This window comes from Marinoscillum pacificum (assembly GCF_024714495.1).
GTDB classification, from domain to species: domain Bacteria; phylum Bacteroidota; class Bacteroidia; order Cytophagales; family Cyclobacteriaceae; genus Marinoscillum; species Marinoscillum pacificum.
In genome coordinates this window covers 12,330-34,341 of the sequence record NZ_JAMZMJ010000018.1, presented here as the reverse complement: position 1 = coordinate 34,341, position 22,012 = coordinate 12,330, and the positions used below count along the sequence as shown (strand labels likewise).

Genomic DNA, 22,012 nt, shown 5'->3' with positions numbered 1-22,012 from the left:
ATATCCCAGACCAACAAGAGAATTTTTTTCAACTATTTTTAATACCGGTTGTAACTTTTGAATAACCCGGTCGTCTCCCTGTTGAAATGTCATCAAACAACCTATTTGAATCACACATCATACCGGTGTCGGATAAAATGTACCGGTTTGCACTCTCCATCTTGAAAGAGACGGAAAGCGCGCATGATGTAGTACAAGAGTGTTTGGTGAAAATCTGGAAAAACAGAGGTAAACTCTCTGAGATCCAGAGTCCAGAAGCATGGGCTATGCGCATAACCCGAAACCAGTGTTATGACTGGGTGAAAACGAACCGGTTTACGGTTTTATCAGAGTACGAAAGCGATACACCTAATAATGATCAAACAGATTACGAGTTAATTTTATCAGATCATACCAGGTGGCTGGAAAAGGTTTTGAAAACACTTCCCGAAAAGCAAAGGGAGGTGTATCACCTTCGAGAAGTGGAAGAACTACCTTACCAGGATATTGCAGATGTACTTTCCTTAAGTTTAAGTGAAGTGAAGGTCTACCTTCATCGAGCAAGAACAAAAATTAGATCCTCTATTGAGCAAATTGAAGCTTATGGAATCGCGAATTAAAGAGCTACAGGAGAAATATTGGGCTGGAGAAACTTCTCTGGCAGAGGAAGCAGAGCTCAAAGCTTATTTCAAAAAGAACCCATCCTTAACTATGGAAGGGCGCTATTGGAATGCATTGAAAGCAAAGCAAACCCAAACTCCTCCAAAGGCCTTTAAGCATCCATCTGCCAACTGGAGATCCAGATGGTCAGTGGCTGCGGCTATCACCGTAGGACTAATCGCAGCGGTGCTAGTCATTCAGGATGCGAGATCCCAGAGAGAGTTTGTAGTAGAAGACCCTAAGGAAGCATACGAGATCACCCGCAAAGCACTTTTGATGGTTTCTTCTGGCTTAAATGAAGGTAAAACCTACTCCAAGGAGATAGGTAATATCAACAAAGCAAAAGAGATTATTTCAGAAGAAAAGTAAAGAGTTAAGATTTAAAGATCATGAAAAAGTTATTCGTTACAATCACCATATTGGTGGCTTCAGTAGTCACATATGCCCAAGGAACTGTAGTTAACAAATACTTCAACCAACTGGCTGGAGATGATAAGTTCACCAAAGTTTCCATCAGCAGCAAAATGTTTTCTCTTTTCACCGAGCTAGAAGCTGGAAGTGAGGCCGAAGAAGAATTCCTAAAAGCAATTAGTAAATTGAAAGGCTTGAAAATCATTGCTTCAGACTCAATTGGCAACGCTGCCAAGATGTATACGCAAGCACTGAAAGATGTAGACGCTGCTGGATATGATGAGTTGATGTCCGTTCAGGATGCAGAGGAAAACATGAGATTTTCTATTAAAGAGTCAGGAGGCAAAATAGAAGAACTACTTATGGTAGTAGGTGGTAAGAAAAGATTCGTATTGCTAAGCCTATACGGAGAAATTGATCTGAAAAATATTTCTAAAATCGCCAAAGGAATGAACGTTGGTGGATTGGAGAACTTAAGTAAGATCGATGCAGGCAACTAAGTATCTAACCATACTAATCCTTTTCATGGGGCTGAGCTATCAGCCCCTTTTTGCGCAGGAATCCATCTTAAAAGAACATGTAGAACATAAAAGAGACAAAAAGTACTGCTTTTATCCTTCTACTCTTCGCATGGTCAATCTAAAGCAAAACCAGGATTACAACGCACTGGTAAATGGAGTAGACAAACTCTTGATTTACACATTAGACAGTGCAACCAGAGCAGATAAATCCTATCGCTTACTCACCGATAGTTATCTCGCTGAGGGATTTGATGAATACGCTACCATCTTCGGAGGCTCAATGAATTTGAGCATTCTGGGCAAAGAGGGCAAAACCCAACAATATGTGGGTTACTTCGACCAGGATGGTGAAGTTGTTGTCGCTTTTTATCTCAAGGGTGATATTCCCTGGCAGAAAATCCCTACACTCCTCCAAAACATGAACGATATGGACATGTTGGATTTGTTTGACTTTAAGGACTTATCATTTTGACGAACATACTCGAAATAAAAGGACTCTCTAAAAACTACGGCAAACTCAAAGCCGTTCAGAACCTGAACCTAACCATCCAAAAAGGTCAGGTTTATGGTATTTTAGGTCCAAATGGCAGTGGCAAAACCACTACGCTAGGAATGATTTTAGATGTGGTGGCTCCTTCTGGAGGCACTTACAGTTGGTTTGAAGGAATGGCTCCAATAGCTGCAAGAAAACAGATTGGTGCCATTTTGGAAACTCCGTGTTTCTACCCATACCTCACAGCTGTCCAAAACCTACGCATTACTGCTCATATTAAAGAAACGCCGTTTTCACGAATTGACACGGTAATCGAGCAAGTAGGACTAACGGAGCGTAAGAATGACAAATTCAAAACCTATAGTTTGGGGATGAAGCAACGTCTTTCTATCGCAGCTGCATTGTTAGCAGATCCTCCCGTATTGATTTTAGATGAACCCACGAATGGCTTAGATCCGCAGGGAATTGCAGAAATCAGAACACTTATTCGAGAAATCGCTGCCAATGGTAAAACCATTTTACTGGCCAGTCATCTTCTGGATGAAGTTCAAAAAGTATGCAACTACTTCTGCGTCCTTCGAAAAGGAGTAAAACTTCATGAAGGCTCTGTTGATGATATCCTTGGAGATACAAACGAGATCGAAATCAGCGCTTCTAACATGGATGAATTAAAGGAGCACCTTTCTGCTTTTGAAGGCATCGACAGCATACAGACTGAGGTGAACCAATTGGTGTTGAAAGCTAAAGATGGCGTGACCAGTGAGCAAGTCAACAAGTATTGCTTCGACAAAGGGATCACGCTCAAAAAAGTAGTGACAAGAACAAAATCATTAGAACAGGAATTCCTAAAAATACTAGAAGAGAAATGATCAGAGCACTCAAACTAGAATGGCTTAAAATAAGAAACTACCGAACTTTTTGGATCCTGGTAGGCATGTATTCCATCGCATTGATCATTATATGCTTTGGAGGTACATTTTTTCTGGAATACCTCAAAAACCAGGGAGCAGACTTTGATGGAATTGACCCAACTATCTTACCGATTTACGATTTTCCAGATATCTGGCAAAATATTACATATCTAGCCACCTTCCTAAAGGTTCTAATAGCTTTCATTGTGATCATATCAATTACCAATGATCAGACCTACAATACCCTCCGTCAAAATATCATTGATGGGATCAGCAAGCGAGAGTTTATACTAGGAAAATTATTATTGATTGGTAGTTTGGCACTAATTAGCACCTTTTTCTTGTTCGTATCAGGACTAATCAATGGTGCACTTTATTCACATGTATGGGGAGCATCCTTCATATTTGACGAATTGGAATTCATTTTTGCTTATTGGTATGATATTGTGGTTTTCTGCACATTAGCAATGTTGCTTTCGCTCATTATCAAAAAAGCAGGCTTTGTCATTATTGCATTAACACTGTATACATTGATGTTTGAACCAATTGCGAGTGTGACGATGACAGAGGCTCCTTTCATGAAAGAGGGAATCTGGCCTCATATAGTCCCATTCCTACCTATTCATGCTTTGAATGACTTAATCCCTGTGCCTTTTCCAAAGTACATTTTCAGAGAAATCGAAGACAATATTCCTGTTAGTTCTTTGATAATCAGTACCGCTTGGCTAGGAATATACCTCATTGGCATCCAATTTATACTCACTCGTCGAGATTTGAAGGCCTAATTTCTAAGGTTATATATCTTTACTCAAAACAATTACCACCAACTATATGAGCAAGAGAACTTTACGTCTGATAACAGCCTTAACTTTGACAGCAGTAGCAGCAGTAGTTGCGGCATTTTTGGCAAGTGGAGAACACTTAGAAATTATAGCCAATCTGTAAATCACAGTTTAACAAACGCGTACCATACCAGCTGTAGATTTCACCATCTACAAGCCTAATAGTGGCGTTCGGCAATAGTTGCTGCAGTTCTTCTACATGCTCTTTCTTAAACGGAAAGGGCTCTGAACTTAGCAGCACATGCTGAGGATTCAAAATCTGCAATTTCTTAGGAGTAGCCAGCGTTGGATAACGCTCATCCAGAATGACATTCTTGTATCCAAGATGTGTCATAAAATCATGGATATAGGTATTAGTTCCTGCAGCCATCCAAGGATTTTTCCAAATAAGATAGATCGCTCTGCCTTCATAGGCATCTTTCAATCCATGCAATCTCATTCTAAGTCTGGTGATAAAGTGCTCGGATCTATGTGCCTCACCAAATAAGTGCCCAAGCATTTTCATCATGCGCTCCGCATCAGCCAGGCTGTTGATATCCGACATCCAAACAGGGTAGTCTTTTTCAAGTTGAAGAATACCTTCTTCGTAGTTTTCTTCTTTGTTTCCAATGATGAGATCCGGCTTAAGAGCTTCGATATCCTCAAAACGAAAATTTTTCGTTCCACCAATCACAGCTGCACGACCAATATGTTCTTTAGGATGAACACAAAACTTGGTTCGTCCTACAACATTTACTCCTAAATCAATAAGAAACTCGGTAATGGAAGGAACTAATGAAATAACCCGATCGACAGGAAAGTCTATTTCAACTTTCCTGCCCATCTGATCTATAAACTTTTTCATTTAATGTATCTGAAATCCTGCCCGTCTTGAACTTGAACAACAGTCTCATAAATCAACTGTATGGTCTTTTCCAGGTCATCTTTTGCACACATCTCTACGGTAGTATGCATGTATTTTAATGGAATAGAAATCAATGCGGATGCTACACCTTCGTTACTGTAAGCAAAAGCATCAGTATCGGTACCTGTAGATCTGGATGCTGCTCGTCTTTGGAATGGAATTCCTTTAGCTTCAGCAACACCTAAAATCATTTCTAATACATTGTTTTGAACTGCTGGGCCGTAGCAAACTGCTGGACCATCACCTAAACTGATATCACCACTAGTGATTTTGTCATACATAGGTGAGTTGGTATCGTGAGTTACATCCGTTACAATAGCTAAATCAGGTTTAATTCGATGAGCTATCATTTCTGCCCCCCTCAAACCGATTTCCTCTTGTACAGCATTCACCACATAGAGACCAAATGGCAACTTGATATTATTCTCCTTGATTCTTCTTGCAACTTCAGCAATCATGAATCCTCCAATTCTGTTATCAAGAGCTCTACCAACAAGATATTTCTCGTTAAGCTCCATCAACTCATCGTCGAAAGTAATCACGGTTCCAACATGGATCCCCATCTCCTCTACTTCCTTTCTTGAGCTTGCTCCCACATCAATAAAGATGTTTTTCAATGTTGGAGTTTCTTCCTTGCTTTTATCACGTACGTGAATAGCTGGCCATCCAAAGATTCCTTTCACCACACCTTTTTTAGTGTGAATGTTCACACGCTTCGATGGTGCAATCTGATGATCTGACCCTCCATTTCTGATTACATAGATGTACCCTTGTTCAGAAACATAGTTCACAAACCAGCTAATTTCATCAGCATGTGCTTCGATCACCACCTTGTATTTTGCTTCAGGGTTAATGACAGCTACTGCAGAACCATAGGTATCTGTAAAATAGGTATCCGTATAAGGCTTTATGTAATCAAGCCATATCTGCTGACCACTGGATTCAAATCCAGTTGGAGAAGCATTGTTCAAATATTTAAAAAGAAAATCTCTACTCTTCGTATCCATATATCTATCTCAATTCTTTTTGTTACAATGGAATATTGCCATGCTTACGTCTCGGCATTTTATCCACTTTATTCTCTAGCATTTTAAATGCTCTAATCAGTTTTGCTCTCGTATTATGTGGCAGCATTACCTCGTCAATAAATCCTCTTTCTGCTGCTTTGTAAGGATTTGCAAACTTAACGGTGTATTCATCAATTTTCTCCTGCAGCTTTTGATTTGGATCCTCTGCTTTCGAGATTTCTTTCTTAAAGATAATCTCAGAAGCACCTTGAGCCCCCATTACCGCAATTTCCGCTGTTGGCCAGGCAAAATTCATATCCGAACCAATATGCTTGGAGTTCATCACATCATATGCTCCACCATAAGCCTTTCTGGTAATGACGGAAATTCTTGGAACCGTAGCCTCACTAAATGCATAAAGAAGCTTAGCACCATTAGAAATAATCCCATGCCACTCCTGGTCGGTACCTGGTAAGAATCCCGGCACATCCACTAGTACTAAAAGCGGGATATTGTATGCATCACAGAAACGAACAAATCGTGCTCCTTTCTTACTGCTTTCATTATCTAAACATCCTGCAAGGCTCATTGGCTGATTTGCTACCACCCCAACAGGTCGGCCGGCAATTCTACTGAACCCAACAACAATGTTGTCCGCATAGTTTTCATGAACTTCAAAGAATGATCCTTTGTCAACAATTCCATTGATCACATCCTTAATGTCATATGGCTGGTTAGGATTATCCGGAAGAATTTTGTCCAATTCCATTCGAATCTCATCACCGTTGATTTCATATGGCAACATTGGTGGCTCTTCCTCGCAATTACTTGGTAGGTAACTAAGCAATCTCTTAATATCAAGAATGCATGCCGCCTCATTCTTTGAGGTAAAGTGAGTAACACCACTCTTGGTGCTATGCGCACTTGCACCACCAAGTTCTTCAGCAGTAACTTCCTCTTGTGTCACTGTTTTCACCACATTTGGACCAGTTACAAACATGTAGCTGGTCTTTTCAACCATAAAGATGAAATCGGTAATTGCCGGAGAATAAACTGCTCCACCAGCACATGGTCCCATGATTGCAGAAATTTGGGGTACTACACCAGACGCTCTGGTATTTCTGTAGAATATATCTGCATATCCACCTAGTGACACTACGCCTTCTTGAATTCGGGCACCTCCTGAATCATTCAATCCAATAATTGGAGCTCCATTTTTCATGGCCATATCCATAATCTTGACAATCTTTTCAGCCATTGTTTCAGACAATGATCCGCCATACACGGTAAAATCCTGACTGAATACATAAACCAGACGTCCGTCTACGGTCCCATATCCAGTTACTACTCCATCTCCTAGTATCCGTTGTTTGTCAAGTCCAAAGTCTTTACCTCGCTGCACCACAAACTTTCCAATCTCTTGGAAAGATCCTGGATCCACTAAAAGATCTACTCTTTCTCGTGCAGTGAGTTTTCCTTTTTCATGTTGTTTATCTATTCGAGCTTGGCCACCTCCTACAAGTGCTTCCGCATTCATTTGCTCCAGTTCCTGAATTTTTTCTTGGGTTGTCTTCACAAACGAAGCAGTTTTTGGCTTTTCTGAACTCATAATTTTGGGTATTTCGGGTCGATTTTTGAACAGGTCGGTAAGTTAAAAAGGGCCGGCTGCATTAAAAAATGTTTTTAATCATGAGATGATATTGACTCTCACGGTGTTATATCATAAATAACACCGTGAGTATTTGGACTTTATGTTATCTTGCGCCCTGAAATTTGATACGCCATGAAGGTTGCAGTTATTGATATGGGAACGAATACCTTCCACCTAATCATTGTGGAGGTAGAAAAGGACGATTTCAAAATCGTTTACAGGGAAAAGACTGCCGTAAAAATCGGTGAAAAAGGCATCAATCATGGCATGATTACAGATGATGCTATTGACCGTGCCTTAAAAACGCTATCAAAATTCAAAGAAGTAATTGACGAGGAAGAGGTAGAACAAGTCTTTGCAACAGCTACCAGTGCCATTCGAAATGCTAAAAACGGTAAAGGATTAGTTGCCCTAATTAAGGAAGAAACTGGAATTGAAACCCGCATCATTTCAGGCATTCAAGAAGCAGAGTACATTTATTATGGCGTAAACAAGGCAGTGGAGATAGGTGATAAAGCTTCTCTAATTATGGACATTGGTGGTGGTAGTATTGAATTCATCATCGGTACCTCTAAAGAAATCATCTGGAGACAAAGCTTCGAAATAGGTGGTCAGCGAATGGTAGAAAAATTCCAGAAGCACGACCCAATGTTACCAACGGACAAGGAAGCATTGATTGAGTACTTAGATTCAAATCTTGAGGAGCTGTTTGATGCTTGTGCCGAACATCAACCAAAAACACTTATTGGTTCATCCGGAACATTCGACACCTTGAGTGATATCTACTCCCTCACATCAAATGTTGAGCGAGCAAAAGACGCCACAGAATACCCGTTGACTTTAGAGTCGTTTAACGAAATATATCAAGAGCTCATCGTTAAAAATAGAGAAGAGCGACTTGCAATTCCAGGAATGATTCCTTTACGTGTAGACATGATCGTTGTGGCTTGTGAACTAGTCAACTTCATCATCAACAAATTAGAATTGATAGACATTAGAGTTTCAGGATATGCTTTAAAAGAAGGTGTCCTATTAAACACTCTTCACTCGTTGGAGAAGGAAGAAACTTTATAAGCTCTTATCAAAAAACTTTAAAAAAGGAAGACCCTCAAAGTCATAATTTCTTTACTTATTTGCCGTAGTAGACTTTGAGGCTAAAAAATAGCTTTGGACTAAATCATAGGCAGAATGACAGTAGCGCACGATCAACTATTCCAATTCACTAAATCAATTTTACAGGCAGCCGGATGTTCTGAAAAGGATGCAAGATTAGCAGCCGAAGTACTAATTAGTGCTGACTTGAGAGGCGTTGACTCTCATGGCGTGGCTAGATTAGTTGGATATGTGAGATTGATTGATAAGGAACGTGTCAACACCAAACCTGAAACCAAAATCATTCACGAAACTCCAAGCACAGCAGTAATGGATGGTGATAGCGGGTTGGGTCTGGTCGTAGGTCCACAAGCTATGAAATTAGCCATTGATAAAGCGAAAAAAGTTGGGTCTGGATGGGTTTCGGTTAGAAACTCTAATCACTTTGGTATAGCTGGCTACCACTCCATGTTAGCTTTACAAGATGACTGTATTGGTATCTCCATGACAAACGCCAGCCCATTAGTTGCTCCAACATTTAGTAAAGAGCGTTTATTGGGCACAAACCCAATAGCTGTTGCAATCCCTGCAGATAAAGAGCCTCCATTTGTATTAGACATGGCTACAACAACTGCAGCAAATGGTAAACTTGAAATTCTTCAAAGAAAAAATGCCACTGCACCAACTGGCTGGGTTCAGGATAAAGATGGTGAAGGAACTACCGATCCTAATGGAGTTAAAAATGGTGGCGCACTACTTCCTCTAGGTGGTGATAGAGAACATGGCTCACATAAGGGTTATGGTTTATCATCAGTCGTAGATATTTTCTCTGCAGTGCTTTCAGGTGCAAATTATGGACCTTGGGTACCTCCATTCGTTGCTTTCATGGAACCAGCTGCTGATCCTGTAGGAAAAGGAATAGGCCACTTCTTTGGAGCAATGAGAATTGATGCTTTCCGACCAGCTGGAGAATTTAAATCGCACATGGATAACTGGATAGGCAGGTTTAGAAATGCTGAGCCTGTAATGGAAGGTCATGATGTTTTAATTCCTGGAGATCCGGAAAGAAAATTGGAATTGCAACGCAAAAAAGATGGCATTCCACTTCTTGATCCTGTAGTTGAGGACTTAAAATCGCTAGCAGATCGCTATCAAGTAGAGTTTCCTTCTTAATTTTCTTGTATGGATCAAGAAACGGCACTTTCTATACTGAAGGCTGGTCAGAACATATATCTGACCGGATCTGCCGGTACAGGTAAAACTTATCTACTTAATCAATACATAGAATACCTCCGGCAGCGTGAAGTTCCAGTAGCCATTACGGCTTCTACAGGTATTGCTGCAACACACATTGGTGGTCAAACCATACATTCCTGGTCTGGCATTGGCATTCGAGAACATATCGGTCCTAAGGAATTAGAGCAGATTGGCAACAATCGTCAGACAGTTTCGCGAATTAGAAATACCCATGTACTGATTATTGATGAGGTTTCTATGCTTTCAGGCAAAGTGTTAATGGGTATTAATGCCATCATGAAGCACTTCCGCAATAGCCAGGAAGCTTTTGGTGGTGCTCAAGTAATCTTTTCAGGAGATTTCTATCAGTTGCCGCCAGTGTCTAAGGAGGCCATGTCAAACCGAGAAAAGTTTGCGTTCATGGCACCGGTATGGGTGGAAGCTAAACTTAAAATATGCTACCTCACACAGCAATTCCGTCAAGGTAGAGATACACTAAGCTTTATTCTATCAGAAATTCGTTCACAGGATGTTTCTGATGATAGTTTGGAACGAATTCGTGAAAAACTGGAAGAAGATGAGAAGCATGATGATGCTATCAAACTCTACACGCACAATGCCGATGTAGATCAAATGAACAGCAAAAAGCTAAAAGAAAACACCTATCCTCTTCGAACCTTCTACGCTGAAACCAAAGGAAAAACCAACATTCTGGAAGGACTTAAATCATCAGTTCTTGCTTCTCCTGCATTAGAATTGAAAAAAGAAGCTCGAGTAATGTTTGTCAAAAACAATCCTGAGAAAGGATTCTTCAATGGCTCACTCGGAACGGTGGTCAGTTTTGATGACAATGAGAATTTTCCAATAGTTGAGTTGGATGAAGGTAAAAAAGTAATAGCCAAACCGGAAGAATGGACAGTTACAGATGAGAAAGAAACCATCCTTGCCTCATACAAACAAATTCCACTTCGATTAGCCTGGGCAATCACAGTTCACAAAAGCCAGGGTATGACCCTGGATGCGGCAGAAATGGACCTCTCAAAGACTTTTGAAGCTGGGCAGGGTTATGTGGCATTATCTCGATTAAAGAGCTGGGAAGGCCTTAATTTGACCGGAATTAACAGAGTATCATTGATGCTCGATCCATTAGCTGTAAAAGCTGACAAAAGATTTCAGGAATTATCGGAAGAAAGTGAAGATTGGATCAACATCCATCAAGGTAAAGATTTAACAAATCTCTTTGAGAAGTTCATCGTACGATGTGGTGGAACGAATGACCCAGTAATTATTGAGGGCAACAAAGAACGCATTCAAGAATATTACGAGAAACCCAAAAAGGCCAGTACCTATCAAAAGACTCTTGAAATGGTTAAGGCAGGCAAAGGGCTTGATGAAATTGCTTTTGATCGTGATTTAGGACTAGGAACGATTGTCAACCATCTCGAAGAGTTGAAAAAACAAGATCCTGACCTTGACTTAAGTAAATATGAGCCAGACCGCAAAAGCCTTGAAAAGGTTAGCAAAGTCATTGCTCGACTCAAAGCACAAGCTAATGAAGAGTTCTATGACAAAGACGGTAATATAAAATTAGGATTTATACACGGAGCACTTAATGGTCAGGTCGATTACGAAACTATTCGACTAGCCAGACTATTCGCAGATTAAAATCCAGCAACAATACCCATTCTGAACTGCCATGGTTGGCTATATGGGGAATTCTCCCCTGTCCCGTAGATTAAATCATAAAGTGCCAGTACTTGAAAAGACACGTGATCATTAAGTGGCGAATTCCATCCTATACCTGCAAACCAGCTTCGTCCATTGAATCTAAACTTCTCTCCGAATCCATTGTAGAGTTCATAGCTCATGTACTCATACTGTGAGTAAATCATAAACTTCTTTGCGATAACATAATTAGCAAAAGGACCTCCACCAAAATTGTTTGCTGAAGCATTTGCAAACTTCACGTATTGATAGGTTAACTGAAGCCCAGAAGAGAATGATTCTGTAAACTTGTATCCAACAAGTGGAGAAACAGATACATTGAGGTATTGATTTCCACCACTCAATCCACCTCCACCACCAAAATACAATCGGTCGGCAAAACTGGAATTTTGCTTACTATAGCTATTGTTTTTAGGAGCTCTGTATTGAGCTTGAACTGCGGTTACACCTACTATAAGAAGTAGGCCCATGATCACAGATCTGATTTTCATTCTTCTTCAATTATGTAAATATCCTCTGATTCTTTTTTCATTAGATACTTCTCACGAGCCACCTTCTCCAACAACTGATCATTGTTAAGAAGTGCCTCACGATCATTTTTCACTTCGATGATTTTACTTTCATAAAACTCTTTAGCACTTTCAAGTTCTTCCTGCTTATTGCTCAGTCGAACCTGTGAAATCAAATCATTGGAGTCAAAAAATAGCATCCAAACCAAAAAGAATAACGAAGACAAGAAATAGAAGTTCTTGAAAATAGGAGGTACTTTTTGAAAGAATTGCTTCATAATGGACTTAAAGATACAAAATATAATTATTCAAAGATCGAAGACCTTCTATAAAACAAAAACCATCCGTCAGTTGACGGATGGTTTTTAAACGTTGACTATTCGTCAATATTATTTTGCTGATGGGTAAACAGCTGACTCACCTAGTTCCTCTTCGATTCTAAGTAACTGGTTGTATTTAGCCATTCTATCAGATCTTGACATAGAACCTGTCTTGATTTGACCAGTATTCAATGCTACAGCGATATCAGCGATAGTGCTATCTTCTGTCTCTCCAGATCTGTGTGAAACTACAGCAGTCCATCCTGCTTTATGAGCCATTTCAATAGCAGCAAATGTCTCAGACAATGAACCAATTTGGTTTACTTTGATCAAAATAGAGTTAGCAGATTTTTCTTTGATACCACGCTCCAAGAATTTCACGTTAGTTACCAAAAGATCATCACCTACTAATTGACACTTATCTCCGATTTTCTCGGTAAGCATTTTCCAGCCTTCCCAGTCGTTTTCATCACATCCATCCTCGATACTATCGATAGGATATTTCTCTACTAAAGATGCTAAGTAATCAACTTGCTCTTCTCTTGTTCTTACTTGACCACCTTCGCCTTCAAATTTCGCGTAGTTGTATTTACCGTTTTCGTAGAACTCAGATGAAGCACAATCCATAGCGATAGTAATCTCAGAACCAGCTTTGTAACCAGCTTTATCAATTGCTTTCAATACGCTATCTAACGCCTCTTCAGTACCACCAGAGAAGTTAGGAGCAAACCCTCCTTCATCTCCAACTGCTGTACTCAAACCTTTCTCTTTGATGATGCTTTTTAGGTTATGGAAAACCTCAGCACCCATTCTCAATGCTTCGCTAAATGTAGGAGCCCCTACTGGACGAATCATAAATTCCTGGAATGCGATAGGAGCATCAGAGTGAGAACCACCATTGATGATATTCATCATTGGAACTGGCAATACGTGAGCGTTAACTCCGCCTAAGTATCTAAATAGAGATTGTCCTGACTCCTGAGCAGCTGCTTTAGCTACTGCTAGAGAAACACCAAGAATTGCGTTTGCACCAAGCTTAGCTTTCGTTGGAGTTCCATCAAGATCAATCATGATTTCGTCAATCATTTTCTGCTCAAATACAGAAGCTCCTACGATTTCTGGAGCAATAATGTCATTTACGTTAGCAACCGCCTTTAGTACACCTTTACCCAGGTATTTAGACTTATCTCCATCTCTAAGCTCTACAGCTTCGTTTTCTCCTGTTGAAGCTCCGGAAGGAACTGCCGCACGACCAACAAAGCCGTTTTCAGTTACTACATCTACTTCAATAGTAGGGTTACCTCTTGAGTCTAAAATTTGTCTTGCGTGTACGCTTTCAATAATACTCATGATTTCTGATCATTAATTAGTTGTATAAAATCGTCAAATAGATAGGTGGAATCATGGGGTCCAGGAGATGATTCCGGGTGATACTGAACAGAAAAAGCTGGCTTCTTTGTTAATCGTAAGCCCTCAACAGTATCATCATTTAAATCGAGATGGGTTAATTCAGCAGATTCAGATGATTTCAGAGAATCCATCTTTACTGCAAATCCATGATTTTGAGAAGTTACTTCACTTCTTCCAGTGTTCAAATTTTTCACTGGGTGATTAAGTCCTCTATGCCCATGGTGCATTTTAAACGTATCAATATCCACTGCTCTAGCCAATAATTGGTTTCCTAGACAGATACCAAACAAAGGCTTATCTTTTGCAAGGATTTCCTTTACAGTACCAACTGCGTAATCCATTGCTGCAGGATCACCAGGTCCATTGGATAGGAAATATCCATCAGGTGACCATTTTTCCATTTCTTCAAAAGAAGTCTTCGCTGGAAAAACCTTACAGTGACAGTTACGCTTTTCAAAATTCTTTAGAATAGAGCGTTTGATTCCGAAATCAAGAACAGCGATCTTAACACCGTCATTGTCAGCACCTACTTCGTAAACTTCCTTTGTAGTTACTACACTAGACAGCTCCAGTGATTCCATACTTGGAACCTTCGCTAGTTCTTTCTTAAGTTCATCAACATCGAAAATCTCTGAAGAGATAATCGCATTCATTGCACCAGCTTTACGAATATATCGCACTAGTTTACGAGTATCTAAACCAGCAATACCTACTGTATTGTACCTGTCCAAATATTCATGTAAACCTTCAGTTGCTGTATTGCGACTGTACTGATGGGTAAAATCATTAACAACCAATCCTTTGATCATTGGATGCCCTGATTCATCTTCATCAGTATGCACACCATAGTTACCAATGTGAGCTGTGGTATTTACGATGATCTGACCATAGTACGAAGGATCCGTATAAATCTCCTGATATCCAGTCATACCAGTGTTAAAACAAATCTCTCCGCCAGAGGTACCAGATTTACCAATTGAGTACCCTTCGTATACGGTACCATCCTCTAGTAATAAAATTGCTTTTGTTCTTTCAGGTTGCTTCATTGAAGGCAAAAATAAGAAATTATCTATCAGAATTAAGACATAAAAAAAGGGATTGAGTCGTCACTCAATCCCTTTTTCAAATAATATTATATTAATTGGTTATTCACCTTTTTTAGAATCGTCTTCAGTTTCACCAGTTTCCTCTGCTTTTGGAGCTTCTTCCTTAGCAGACTCTTCTACAACTTTAGCTTCTTCAACAGCAGCCTCTGCTTTAGGAGCAGCTTCAGCAGTTACTTCTTGCTTCTTACCACCTCTTCTAGATCTTCTAGTTTTAGCTTTAGAAGCATCAGAATCTTGAAGTAATAATTCGTTGAAATCAACTAGCTCAACCATACACATTTCTGCGTTATCACCTAATCTGATTCCAGTTTTGATAATTCTAGTGTATCCACCTGGTCTTGCAGCTACTTTCTCTGCGATTGGACCGAATAACTCAGTCACAGATTCTTTATCTTGAAGATAAGAGAATGCCATTCTTCTAGAATGAGTAGTGTCGTCTTTTGCTCTAGTGATCAAAGGCTCAACATACTTTCTCAATGCTTTTGCTTTAGCTACTGTAGTATTGATTCTTTTGTGAAGAATCAAAGAAGAAGCCATATTTGAAAGCATCGCGTTTCTGTGAGATGCCGTTCTTCCAAGATGATTAAATTTCTTTCCGTGTCTCATTATTCTTCCTCCAATTTATATTTTGAAAGATCCATTCCAAATGTCAAACCTTTATCAGCAACAAGTTGCTCTAACTCAGCAAGTGATTTCTTACCGAAGTTTCTGAATTTCATCATATCTGAAATCTCAAGAGTTACTAGATCACCTAGCGTTCTCACGTCAGCAGCTTTAAGACAGTTGTAAGCTCTCACTGAAAGATCTAGATCGTTCAATGATGTCTTAAGAAGCTTTCTCATGTGAAGTAGCTCTTCGTCTACCTGCTCTGGCTCACCTTGCTCTTGTGACTCAAGAATCATATTTTGATCAGAGAACAACATGAAGTGCTTAATCAAAATATTAGCAGCACCTTTCAAAGCGTTCTCAGGGTGGATAGATCCGTCAGTCTCGATATCAATGATCAACTGCTCATAGTCAGTCTTTTGCTCTACCCTTGTGTTTTCTACACTGTATTTCACGTTTTTGATTGGCGTGAAAATAGAGTCAATAGCAATGTATCCGAAACTTTGGTCTGCTGGCTTATTCTCCTCAGCAGTAACATATCCTCTACCTTTTTCAACGTTCAATTCAATTTCGAATTGAGCATTGTCATCAAGGTTACAGATTACTAGATCTGGATTAAGAACCTCGAATGAATTAGTAGCTTTACCAATATCACCAGCAGTGAATACTTTACTGTTAGAAACTGAAACAGTAATTGTATTGTCCACTACATCTGCTATCTTCTTGAATCTAACCATTTTCAGGTTAAGGATGATTTCGCTAACATCCTCAAGTACTCCTTCAATAGTAGAGAACTCATGTAATACCCCTGGTATTTTGATAGCGGTGATAGCATATCCTTCTAGCGAAGAAAGTAAGATTCTTCTTAAAGCGTTACCTACAGTAACTCCGTAGCCTTTTTCAAGCGGTTTGAATGTAAACAGACCGTGAAAATCGTCTGCCTTCTCCATCACCACTTTCTCAGGCATCTGAAATGCTAGAATTGACATATTATATTCTTTAAAAGTTAATTTAAACTATTACTTAGAGTACAATTCGACGATAAGTTGCTCCTTGATGTTTTCAGGAATCTCCTCTCTTGAAGGGGAATTAAGGAACTTACCTACCATGTCAGTTGAATCCCACTCTAACCATGAGAATTTCTTAGAAGCATTAGCACCTAGGCTATCAGTAATAGCTTCTAAGGATTTTGATTTTTCTCTTACTCCAACAACATCGTTTTCTTTCAAAGTGAATGAAGGAATGTTAACGATTTCGCCGTTTACAGTGATATGCTTGTGACCTACCAACTGTCTAGCAGCTCTTCTTGTTGGGGCAATACCTAATCTAAATACTGTATTGTCCAATCTAGCTTCCAACAATTGTAAAAGGATCTCACCTGTGATACCACTCTTACGAGAAGCTTTATCGAAGATGTTAGCGAATTGCTTTTCCAAAACACCATAGGTGTATTTTGCTTTTTGCTTTTCAGCAAGCTGGATAGCGTATTCAGACTGCTTTCTTCTTCTACCTCTACCATGTTGACCAGGAGGGTAGTTTTTCTTTTGCAGTGCTTTACTAGCCCCGAAGATAGGTTCTCCGAACTTTCTAGATATCTTAGTTTTAGGCCCTGTATATCTTGCCATCTTATTCTACAGTATTATGTATTAAACTCTTCTTCTTTTTGGAGGACGACATCCGTTGTGTGGTAGTGGAGTCACGTCTTTGATAACAGTAACTTCGATACCAGAATTCTGGATAGTTCTGATAGCAGATTCTCTACCAGCTCCAGGTCCTTTTACGAATACTTCGACCTTTCTTAATCCTTGCTCGTAAGCTTTGCCTGCACAATCTTGTGCTGCAACCTGAGCCGCATATGGAGTGTTCTTTTTAGAACCTTTGAAGCCCATTTTACCAGCAGATGCCCAAGAGATCACCTGACCTTGACCATTAGTCAAAGAAATGATGATATTGTTGAAAGTAGCCTGGATGTGAGCTTGTCCGTTAGCATCTACAGCTACAACTCTCTTTTTTGCTTTATCTTTTCTCTTCTGCGCCATCTCTATTTATTACTTAGTCGCTTTCTTCTTATTTGCTACAGTCTTACGCTTACCTTTACGAGTTCTAGCGTTGTTTTTAGTCTTTTGACCTCTAACTGGAAGACCTTTTCTATGTCTTAGTCCTCTATAACATCCGATATCCAACAAACGCTTGATACTAAGCTGAATCTCTGATTTAAGAACACCCTCTACTTTAAACTGTTCGCTGATGATCGCTCTGATTGTACCAGACTGATCTTCTGTCCAATCCTGAACTTTTGTGTTTACATCTACACCAGCTTCAGCCAAAATCTTCTGTGCTGAACTTTTACCAATTCCAAAAATGTAAGTAAGAGCTATTTCACCTCTCTTATTGTCTGGAATATCAACTCCTGCAATTCTAGCCATTTCTTATCCTTGTCTTTGTTTAAACTTAGGGTTCTTCTTGTTGATCACATAAAGCTTTCCTTTTCTTCGGATTACTTTACAGTCAGCACTTCGCTTTTTTATGGATGCTTTAACTTTCATAATTTCTTATTTGTAGCGATATACTATTCTTCCTTTTGTTAGATCGTATGGAGACATCTCCAACTTCACTTTGTCTCCAGGTAAGATTTTGATGTAGTTCATTCTCATCTTTCCTGAAATATGTGCAACTACTTGATGTCCATTTTCTAATTCTACTCTGAACATCGCATTAGATAATGCTTCTACAATTGTTCCGTCTTGTTCTATGGATGATTGCTTCGCCATTATGCTACTGCTGTATTTTGAGTTCTACCTTTTACTCTACCTGATTTCATCATACCTTCATAATGTCTCATTAATAGGTAGCTTTCAATTTGTTGTAGAGTATCTAGAATTACACCAACCATAATTAAAAGTGATGTACCACCGTAGAATTGTGCGAATCCAGAACTAACACCAGCCATCATTGCAAAAGCAGGTAAGATTGCTATAAGTGCTAGGAAGAAAGATCCAGGTAATGTAATTCTTGTTAAAACACTGTCTATGAATTCAGATGTTTGCTTACCTGGCTTGATACCTGGTACGAAACCTCCGTTTCTCTTCATATCATCAGCAATCTGATTAGGGTTAATCGTAATCGCTGTATAAAAGAATGTGAATAAGATAATCAACACTGCAAATACAAGGTTGTATTGCCACGATTGAATATCTGAGAATGTAGTAGAAATGTATTGAGCCGTATCGCTCTGATCTACCCATATTCCAGCGATAAGAGCTGGCAAAAACATAAGTGACTGAGCGAAGATGATCGGCATTACTCCTGAAGAATTAACCTTCAAAGGAATGTATTGACGCTGACCGCCATATACTTTATTACCTACTACTTGTTTTGCATATTGTACTGGTATTCTTCTTACTGCCTGAACAAGAGCTACAGTAGCCATAACTACCAAGAACAAAGCAACTAATTCAAGGATGAAGATAAGTGCCTGACTCATTCCTCTAGAAAGAGCTTCAGCGACAATGCTACCAGGGAATCTAGAAATGATTCCAATCATGATTAGCATTGAAATACCGTTACCAATACCTTTATCAGTAATCTTCTCACCTAACCACATACAGAAGATTGTACCAGCTGTCAGGATTACGATAGAAGATGTTTGGAACAAAAATTGATTTTGCAATAAAATCGCTTCTGAAGGAATGGTTGCGTTTATATACCCTATTGATTGGGCTAAACATATAAAGATGGTAAGTACTCTTGTGATTTGGTTAATCTTCTTTCTTCCACTGTCTCCTTCTTTTTGAAGTTTCTGGAAGTAAGGAACCGCCACTGTCATCAACTGCAACACGATCGAAGCAGAGATATATGGCATAATACCTAAACCAAACACAGAAGCCCTACTAAAAGCACCTCCTAAGAAAGTGTTTAGTAGACCAAAAATTCCCGATGCATCACCAGTTAGCTGATTTGCATCAACTCCTGGTAAAACGATGTATGAGCCCAATCTGAAAATGATAAGAAATCCTATGGTGTTTAGGATTCTTGTTCTAAGCTCCTCAATCGAGAAAATATTCTTTATAGTTTCAATAAACTTTTTCATGGATTATTCCTCTACAGATGCAGTACCACCAGCCTTTTCAATGGCCTCTTGAGCGGTCTTTGAAAATTTATGAGCCTTTACAGTCAATTTAGCTTTTAGCTCTCCTCGACCCAAAACTTTGATAGTATCTCCTTTTCCAGCTAAACCGTTCTCTCTTAGAACCTCTGGAGTAATCTCTGTAAGATTTTTAGCCTCACTCAATTTTTGAAGATCATCTAGGTTGATTGGCTTAGAAACAATTTTATTATTGTTCTTAAATCCGAATTTAGGAATTCGTCTTTGAAGAGGCATTTGTCCACCTTCAAAACCTATCTTTCTTGAATAACCAGATCTAGATTGAGCACCTTTATGTCCTCTTGTCGCTGTTCCGCCTTTACCAGAACCAGCACCTCTAGCTATTCTTTTCTTATTTTTAGTAGAACCGGAAGCCGGTCTTAATGATTCTAATTTCATCTTAAAGCTCTTTTACGTCAATTAAATGTTGAACTTTATTGATCATACCAGCAACTTGAGGAGTAAGCTCCTTCTCTACGCTTCTGTTGATCTTACCAAGACCCAAAGCCTCAATAGTCTTCTTTTGTCTTTGAGTACGTTTAATAGTACTTCTGGTCTGTGTAATTAAAACTTTTGCTGTCTTAGCCATTTTCTTAACCGTTAAAAACTTTATCTAACGCTACTCCTCTTTGTTTTGCTACCGCAAATGGATCTCTCATTCTGTGTAGAGCATCAAATGTTGCTTTCACCACGTTGTGAGGGTTTGATGATCCTTTAGATTTAGCAAGTACATCATGAATACCAGCACTTTCCAATACAGCACGCATTGCACCACCAGCGATTACACCAGTACCAGGAGCTGCAGGCTTTAGTAGTACCAATCCTCCACCGAATTTTCCGATAGATTCGTGTGGTACAGTAGTTTTGAAAAGAGGAACTCTTACAAGATTCTTCTTAGCATCATCTACTCCTTTAGTGATAGCGTCAGTTACCTCGTTAGCTTTACCTAGACCGTAACCTACAACACCATTACCATCACCAACTACTACGATTGCCGAGAAACTAAATCTACGACCACCTTTTACAACCTTAGCAACACGCTTGATCGCAACAACCTTTTCTTTAAGGTCAATTTCGCTGGCTTTTACTGCTTTAATATTGCTTTGTGACATGATATTCTTTTAAAATTTTAAGCCTCCTTCACGTGCTCCTTCAGCAAAAGCTTTCACTTTACCGTGGTAAGGATATCCGTTTCTGTCGAAAACTACTGATTCAATTCCTGCAGACTTTGCCTTCTCAGCGAGTTTAGCACCGGTCTCTTTAGAAACTTCAATGTTGTTACGCTCTTTACCTAACTCTCTTGAAGAAACAGCAGCCAAAGTTACACCTTTCTCATCATCGATAAGTTGAGCATAAATCGCTTTATTGCTTCTAAAAACTGAAACTCTTGGTCTTGCTCCAGTACCTGTGATCTTTCTTCTGATCCCAAGTTTTATTCTCTTTCTTCTCTGTAATTTAGTAACAGCCATCTCTTAATTATTTAGCAGCAGTTTTACCAGCTTTTCTTCTTACTATCTCACCAACGAATCTGATACCTTTTCCTTTATAAGGCTCTACTTTTCTTAGTGATTTGATTTTTGCAGCCACTTGACCGATCAATTGTTTGTCAGTGCTCTCCAAAGTAATCTTTGGGTTTTGTCCTTTAGCTGTTTCGGTTACAACCTTAACATCTTCAGGTACTGCAAAGAAAATACTATGTGAGTATCCAAGGTTAAGCTCTAGCACATTACCCTGGTTAGCGGCCTTATATCCAACCCCTACCAACTCTAGCTCTTTTTTGAACCCTTCACTAACTCCAACTACAGCATTGTTTACAAGAGATCTATACAAACCATGCATAGCTTTGTGTCTCTTTTGCTCAGTTGGTCGCTCAAGAGTTACAGTCTCACCCTCTACCTTTACAGTAATATCTGGGTGGATCTCCTGAACTAATTCACCTTTTGGTCCTTTTACAGCTACGCTAGACTTTTCTACTTTTAGCGTAACGCCAGAAGGTAATGTAATTGGTGCTTTGCCTATCCTTGACATTTCTCAATCAATATTTTAATATACGTAACACAGCACTTCGCCTCCGACATGCTCTTTTCTTGCTTCCTTATCAGAGATAACTCCTTTGGAAGTTGACAAAATAGCAATACCGAGTCCGTTCAATACTCTTGGAAGATTTTCAGCATCAGCGTACTTTCTCAAACCTGGCTTACTAACCCTTTCCAAACTAGTAATAGCAGACTGCTTAGTTTGAGGGTTGTATTTCAAAGCTATTTTGATAATACCCTGCTTGTCATCATCCACAAATTTGTAATTCTGGATGAATCCTTTATCATGCAACACTTTGGTCATTGCCTTCTTCAAATTAGAAGCAGGTACCTCTAAAATACGATGATTTGCTTTTATCGCATTTCTAACCCTAGTCAAGTAATCTGCAATCGGATCTGTTACCATTCTATTATACAATTAAATACCCCGAAAACGGGGTGCAAAATTA

General features: G+C 39.4%; 30 protein-coding genes. 9 read left to right on the top strand and 21 right to left on the bottom strand.

Going from position 1 to position 22,012, the window contains the following annotated elements:
• The first annotated feature begins 86 nt into the window (after positions 1–86).
• From NXS00_RS24835 to NXS00_RS24810, 6 genes are read left to right on the top strand one after another with little or no spacing between them, the layout of a single operon-like run.
• On the top strand, positions 87–599 hold the full coding sequence (locus NXS00_RS24835) for a GFO_1088 family ECF-type sigma factor (protein ID WP_258101992.1): 513 nt from the start codon (positions 87–89) through the stop codon (positions 597–599).
• Positions 583–1,008, top strand: a complete 426-nt coding sequence (locus tag NXS00_RS24830; RefSeq protein ID WP_258101991.1) for a PG0215 family putative anti-sigma factor — start codon at positions 583–585, stop codon at positions 1,006–1,008. The genes NXS00_RS24835 and NXS00_RS24830 overlap by 17 nt, the downstream gene beginning before the upstream one ends.
• 20 nt (positions 1,009–1,028) lie before the next feature.
• Positions 1,029–1,550 (top strand): DUF4252 domain-containing protein, encoded by a 522-nt coding sequence (locus tag NXS00_RS24825; protein ID WP_258101990.1) that lies wholly within the window; start codon positions 1,029–1,031, stop codon positions 1,548–1,550.
• Positions 1,537–2,043, top strand: coding sequence for a DUF4252 domain-containing protein (locus tag NXS00_RS24820; RefSeq protein ID WP_258101989.1), 507 nt, complete (start codon positions 1,537–1,539; stop codon positions 2,041–2,043). The genes NXS00_RS24825 and NXS00_RS24820 overlap by 14 nt, the downstream gene beginning before the upstream one ends.
• Positions 2,040–2,933: an ABC transporter ATP-binding protein gene (locus NXS00_RS24815; RefSeq protein ID WP_258101988.1), complete on the top strand. Its 894-nt coding sequence runs from the start codon at positions 2,040–2,042 to the stop codon at positions 2,931–2,933. The genes NXS00_RS24820 and NXS00_RS24815 overlap by 4 nt, the downstream gene beginning before the upstream one ends.
• The gene (locus NXS00_RS24810) at positions 2,930–3,760 is read left to right on the top strand and encodes an ABC transporter permease subunit (RefSeq protein ID WP_258101987.1); all 831 of its coding nucleotides are present in this window, start codon (positions 2,930–2,932) and stop codon (positions 3,758–3,760) included. Before NXS00_RS24815 ends, NXS00_RS24810 begins: the two co-directional genes overlap by 4 nt.
• Before the next feature lie 136 nt (positions 3,761–3,896).
• Here NXS00_RS24810 and NXS00_RS24805 read toward each other — a convergent pair whose 3' ends face one another.
• The 3 genes from NXS00_RS24805 to NXS00_RS24795 are packed head-to-tail and all read right to left on the bottom strand — an operon-like array spanning position 3,897 to position 7,265.
• Entirely contained in the window at positions 3,897–4,661 is a 765-nt protein-coding gene (locus NXS00_RS24805; protein WP_258101986.1) for an ABC transporter substrate-binding protein, read from the bottom strand.
• A complete protein-coding gene (locus tag NXS00_RS24800; RefSeq protein WP_258101985.1) occupies positions 4,658–5,728 on the bottom strand; it encodes a M42 family metallopeptidase in 1,071 nt (356 codons plus the stop codon). Before NXS00_RS24800 ends, NXS00_RS24805 begins: the two co-directional genes overlap by 4 nt.
• A 22-nt stretch (positions 5,729–5,750) precedes the next feature.
• Positions 5,751–7,265 (bottom strand): acyl-CoA carboxylase subunit beta, encoded by a 1,515-nt coding sequence (locus NXS00_RS24795; RefSeq protein WP_373418681.1) that lies wholly within the window; start codon positions 7,263–7,265, stop codon positions 5,751–5,753.
• Positions 7,266–7,511: 246 nt separating this feature from the next.
• On the opposite strand from NXS00_RS24795, the gene NXS00_RS24790 reads away from it, so the two are divergent.
• The 3 genes from NXS00_RS24790 to NXS00_RS24780 all read left to right on the top strand — a co-directional run bounded on the left by NXS00_RS24790 (position 7,512) and on the right by NXS00_RS24780 (position 11,372).
• Entirely contained in the window at positions 7,512–8,453 is a 942-nt protein-coding gene (locus tag NXS00_RS24790) for a Ppx/GppA phosphatase family protein (RefSeq protein WP_258101983.1), read from the top strand.
• Between the two features lie 114 nt (positions 8,454–8,567).
• A complete protein-coding gene (locus NXS00_RS24785; RefSeq protein ID WP_258101982.1) occupies positions 8,568–9,644 on the top strand; it encodes an Ldh family oxidoreductase in 1,077 nt (358 codons plus the stop codon).
• A 9-nt stretch (positions 9,645–9,653) separates the two neighbouring features.
• The gene (locus tag NXS00_RS24780; RefSeq protein ID WP_258101981.1) at positions 9,654–11,372 is read left to right on the top strand and encodes a DEAD/DEAH box helicase; all 1,719 of its coding nucleotides are present in this window, start codon (positions 9,654–9,656) and stop codon (positions 11,370–11,372) included.
• Here the strand turns inward: NXS00_RS24780 and NXS00_RS24775 are convergent.
• From NXS00_RS24775 to rpsH, 18 genes are all read right to left on the bottom strand, one after another.
• Entirely contained in the window at positions 11,369–11,923 is a 555-nt protein-coding gene (locus NXS00_RS24775; protein WP_258101980.1) for a hypothetical protein, read from the bottom strand. The two genes, NXS00_RS24780 and NXS00_RS24775, sit on opposite strands and share 4 nt — an antisense overlap.
• Positions 11,920–12,219, bottom strand: a complete 300-nt coding sequence (locus NXS00_RS24770; protein WP_258101979.1) for an FtsB family cell division protein — start codon at positions 12,217–12,219, stop codon at positions 11,920–11,922. Before NXS00_RS24770 ends, NXS00_RS24775 begins: the two co-directional genes overlap by 4 nt.
• Positions 12,220–12,330: 111 nt before the next feature.
• Entirely contained in the window at positions 12,331–13,611 is a 1,281-nt protein-coding gene (gene eno, locus NXS00_RS24765) for a phosphopyruvate hydratase (protein WP_258101978.1), read from the bottom strand.
• Positions 13,608–14,717 (bottom strand): glutamine-hydrolyzing carbamoyl-phosphate synthase small subunit, encoded by a 1,110-nt coding sequence (gene carA, locus NXS00_RS24760; RefSeq protein ID WP_258101977.1) that lies wholly within the window; start codon positions 14,715–14,717, stop codon positions 13,608–13,610. The genes eno and carA overlap by 4 nt, the downstream gene beginning before the upstream one ends.
• Before the next feature lie 99 nt (positions 14,718–14,816).
• Positions 14,817–15,383 carry a 50S ribosomal protein L17 gene (gene rplQ / locus NXS00_RS24755; RefSeq protein WP_258101976.1) on the bottom strand — a complete coding sequence of 189 codons (567 nt, stop codon included), beginning with the start codon at positions 15,381–15,383 and terminating at the stop codon, positions 14,817–14,819.
• Positions 15,383–16,372: a DNA-directed RNA polymerase subunit alpha gene (locus NXS00_RS24750; RefSeq protein WP_258101975.1), complete on the bottom strand. Its 990-nt coding sequence runs from the start codon at positions 16,370–16,372 to the stop codon at positions 15,383–15,385. Before NXS00_RS24750 ends, rplQ begins: the two co-directional genes overlap by 1 nt.
• A gap of 30 nt (positions 16,373–16,402) precedes the next feature.
• Entirely contained in the window at positions 16,403–17,008 is a 606-nt protein-coding gene (rpsD, locus tag NXS00_RS24745; RefSeq protein WP_258101974.1) for a 30S ribosomal protein S4, read from the bottom strand.
• A 21-nt stretch (positions 17,009–17,029) separates the two neighbouring features.
• The gene (gene rpsK / locus NXS00_RS24740) at positions 17,030–17,422 is read right to left on the bottom strand and encodes a 30S ribosomal protein S11 (protein ID WP_258101973.1); all 393 of its coding nucleotides are present in this window, start codon (positions 17,420–17,422) and stop codon (positions 17,030–17,032) included.
• A gap of 9 nt (positions 17,423–17,431) precedes the next feature.
• Complete coding sequence (gene rpsM / locus NXS00_RS24735) at positions 17,432–17,809, bottom strand: 30S ribosomal protein S13 (protein ID WP_258101972.1); 378 nt, start codon at positions 17,807–17,809, stop codon at positions 17,432–17,434.
• 3 nt (positions 17,810–17,812) lie between these two features.
• Positions 17,813–17,929, bottom strand: a complete 117-nt coding sequence (gene ykgO, locus NXS00_RS24730) for a type B 50S ribosomal protein L36 (RefSeq protein ID WP_009053196.1) — start codon at positions 17,927–17,929, stop codon at positions 17,813–17,815.
• A 6-nt stretch (positions 17,930–17,935) separates the two neighbouring features.
• Complete coding sequence (infA, locus tag NXS00_RS24725) at positions 17,936–18,154, bottom strand: translation initiation factor IF-1 (RefSeq protein WP_115868006.1); 219 nt, start codon at positions 18,152–18,154, stop codon at positions 17,936–17,938.
• Complete coding sequence (gene secY / locus NXS00_RS24720) at positions 18,154–19,473, bottom strand: preprotein translocase subunit SecY (RefSeq protein WP_258101971.1); 1,320 nt, start codon at positions 19,471–19,473, stop codon at positions 18,154–18,156. Before secY ends, infA begins: the two co-directional genes overlap by 1 nt.
• A 3-nt stretch (positions 19,474–19,476) precedes the next feature.
• Positions 19,477–19,926 (bottom strand): 50S ribosomal protein L15, encoded by a 450-nt coding sequence (rplO, locus tag NXS00_RS24715; RefSeq protein WP_258101970.1) that lies wholly within the window; start codon positions 19,924–19,926, stop codon positions 19,477–19,479.
• Position 19,927: 1 nt separating this feature from the next.
• Positions 19,928–20,116 carry a 50S ribosomal protein L30 gene (gene rpmD / locus NXS00_RS24710; protein WP_258101969.1) on the bottom strand — a complete coding sequence of 63 codons (189 nt, stop codon included), beginning with the start codon at positions 20,114–20,116 and terminating at the stop codon, positions 19,928–19,930.
• 4 nt (positions 20,117–20,120) lie between these two features.
• Positions 20,121–20,639 (bottom strand): 30S ribosomal protein S5, encoded by a 519-nt coding sequence (gene rpsE, locus NXS00_RS24705; protein WP_258101968.1) that lies wholly within the window; start codon positions 20,637–20,639, stop codon positions 20,121–20,123.
• Positions 20,640–20,648: 9 nt separating this feature from the next.
• Positions 20,649–20,996 (bottom strand): 50S ribosomal protein L18, encoded by a 348-nt coding sequence (gene rplR / locus NXS00_RS24700; protein WP_258101967.1) that lies wholly within the window; start codon positions 20,994–20,996, stop codon positions 20,649–20,651.
• Between the two features lie 7 nt (positions 20,997–21,003).
• Positions 21,004–21,555, bottom strand: a complete 552-nt coding sequence (gene rplF, locus NXS00_RS24695; protein ID WP_258101966.1) for a 50S ribosomal protein L6 — start codon at positions 21,553–21,555, stop codon at positions 21,004–21,006.
• A gap of 15 nt (positions 21,556–21,570) precedes the next feature.
• Positions 21,571–21,969 carry a 30S ribosomal protein S8 gene (rpsH, locus tag NXS00_RS24690; protein ID WP_258101965.1) on the bottom strand — a complete coding sequence of 133 codons (399 nt, stop codon included), beginning with the start codon at positions 21,967–21,969 and terminating at the stop codon, positions 21,571–21,573.
• Between the last annotated feature and the right edge of the window lie 43 nt (positions 21,970–22,012).

Coding starts and splice junctions, on each gene's coding strand:
- rpmD (WP_258101969.1), bottom strand. CDS start 20,116: ATGGCTAAGACAGCAAAAGTTTTAATTACACAGACCAGAAGTACTATT.
- infA (WP_115868006.1), bottom strand. CDS start 18,154: ATGGCGAAGCAATCATCCATAGAACAAGACGGAACAATTGTAGAAGCA.
- NXS00_RS24835 (WP_258101992.1), top strand. CDS start 87: ATGTCATCAAACAACCTATTTGAATCACACATCATACCGGTGTCGGAT.
- NXS00_RS24770 (WP_258101979.1), bottom strand. CDS start 12,219: ATGAAGCAATTCTTTCAAAAAGTACCTCCTATTTTCAAGAACTTCTAT.
- carA (WP_258101977.1), bottom strand. CDS start 14,717: ATGAAGCAACCTGAAAGAACAAAAGCAATTTTATTACTAGAGGATGGT.
- rpsH (WP_258101965.1), bottom strand. CDS start 21,969: ATGGTAACAGATCCGATTGCAGATTACTTGACTAGGGTTAGAAATGCG.
- NXS00_RS24830 (WP_258101991.1), top strand. CDS start 583: ATGGAATCGCGAATTAAAGAGCTACAGGAGAAATATTGGGCTGGAGAA.
- ykgO (WP_009053196.1), bottom strand. CDS start 17,929: ATGAAAGTTAAAGCATCCATAAAAAAGCGAAGTGCTGACTGTAAAGTA.
- NXS00_RS24825 (WP_258101990.1), top strand. CDS start 1,029: ATGAAAAAGTTATTCGTTACAATCACCATATTGGTGGCTTCAGTAGTC.
- NXS00_RS24805 (WP_258101986.1), bottom strand. CDS start 4,661: ATGAAAAAGTTTATAGATCAGATGGGCAGGAAAGTTGAAATAGACTTT.
- rplF (WP_258101966.1), bottom strand. CDS start 21,555: ATGTCAAGGATAGGCAAAGCACCAATTACATTACCTTCTGGCGTTACG.
- rpsK (WP_258101973.1), bottom strand. CDS start 17,422: ATGGCGCAGAAGAGAAAAGATAAAGCAAAAAAGAGAGTTGTAGCTGTA.
- rpsD (WP_258101974.1), bottom strand. CDS start 17,008: ATGGCAAGATATACAGGGCCTAAAACTAAGATATCTAGAAAGTTCGGA.
- rplO (WP_258101970.1), bottom strand. CDS start 19,926: ATGAAATTAGAATCATTAAGACCGGCTTCCGGTTCTACTAAAAATAAG.
- NXS00_RS24790 (WP_258101983.1), top strand. CDS start 7,512: ATGAAGGTTGCAGTTATTGATATGGGAACGAATACCTTCCACCTAATC.
- NXS00_RS24750 (WP_258101975.1), bottom strand. CDS start 16,372: ATGTCAATTCTAGCATTTCAGATGCCTGAGAAAGTGGTGATGGAGAAG.
- NXS00_RS24810 (WP_258101987.1), top strand. CDS start 2,930: ATGATCAGAGCACTCAAACTAGAATGGCTTAAAATAAGAAACTACCGA.
- NXS00_RS24785 (WP_258101982.1), top strand. CDS start 8,568: ATGACAGTAGCGCACGATCAACTATTCCAATTCACTAAATCAATTTTA.
- eno (WP_258101978.1), bottom strand. CDS start 13,611: ATGAGTATTATTGAAAGCGTACACGCAAGACAAATTTTAGACTCAAGA.
- NXS00_RS24775 (WP_258101980.1), bottom strand. CDS start 11,923: ATGAAAATCAGATCTGTGATCATGGGCCTACTTCTTATAGTAGGTGTA.
- NXS00_RS24780 (WP_258101981.1), top strand. CDS start 9,654: ATGGATCAAGAAACGGCACTTTCTATACTGAAGGCTGGTCAGAACATA.
- NXS00_RS24795 (WP_373418681.1), bottom strand. CDS start 7,265: ATGAATGCGGAAGCACTTGTAGGAGGTGGCCAAGCTCGAATAGATAAA.
- rpsM (WP_258101972.1), bottom strand. CDS start 17,809: ATGGCTAGAATTGCAGGAGTTGATATTCCAGACAATAAGAGAGGTGAA.
- NXS00_RS24820 (WP_258101989.1), top strand. CDS start 1,537: ATGCAGGCAACTAAGTATCTAACCATACTAATCCTTTTCATGGGGCTG.
- rplR (WP_258101967.1), bottom strand. CDS start 20,996: ATGGCTGTTACTAAATTACAGAGAAGAAAGAGAATAAAACTTGGGATC.
- rpsE (WP_258101968.1), bottom strand. CDS start 20,639: ATGTCACAAAGCAATATTAAAGCAGTAAAAGCCAGCGAAATTGACCTT.
- NXS00_RS24800 (WP_258101985.1), bottom strand. CDS start 5,728: ATGGATACGAAGAGTAGAGATTTTCTTTTTAAATATTTGAACAATGCT.
- secY (WP_258101971.1), bottom strand. CDS start 19,473: ATGAAAAAGTTTATTGAAACTATAAAGAATATTTTCTCGATTGAGGAG.
- rplQ (WP_258101976.1), bottom strand. CDS start 15,383: ATGAGACACGGAAAGAAATTTAATCATCTTGGAAGAACGGCATCTCAC.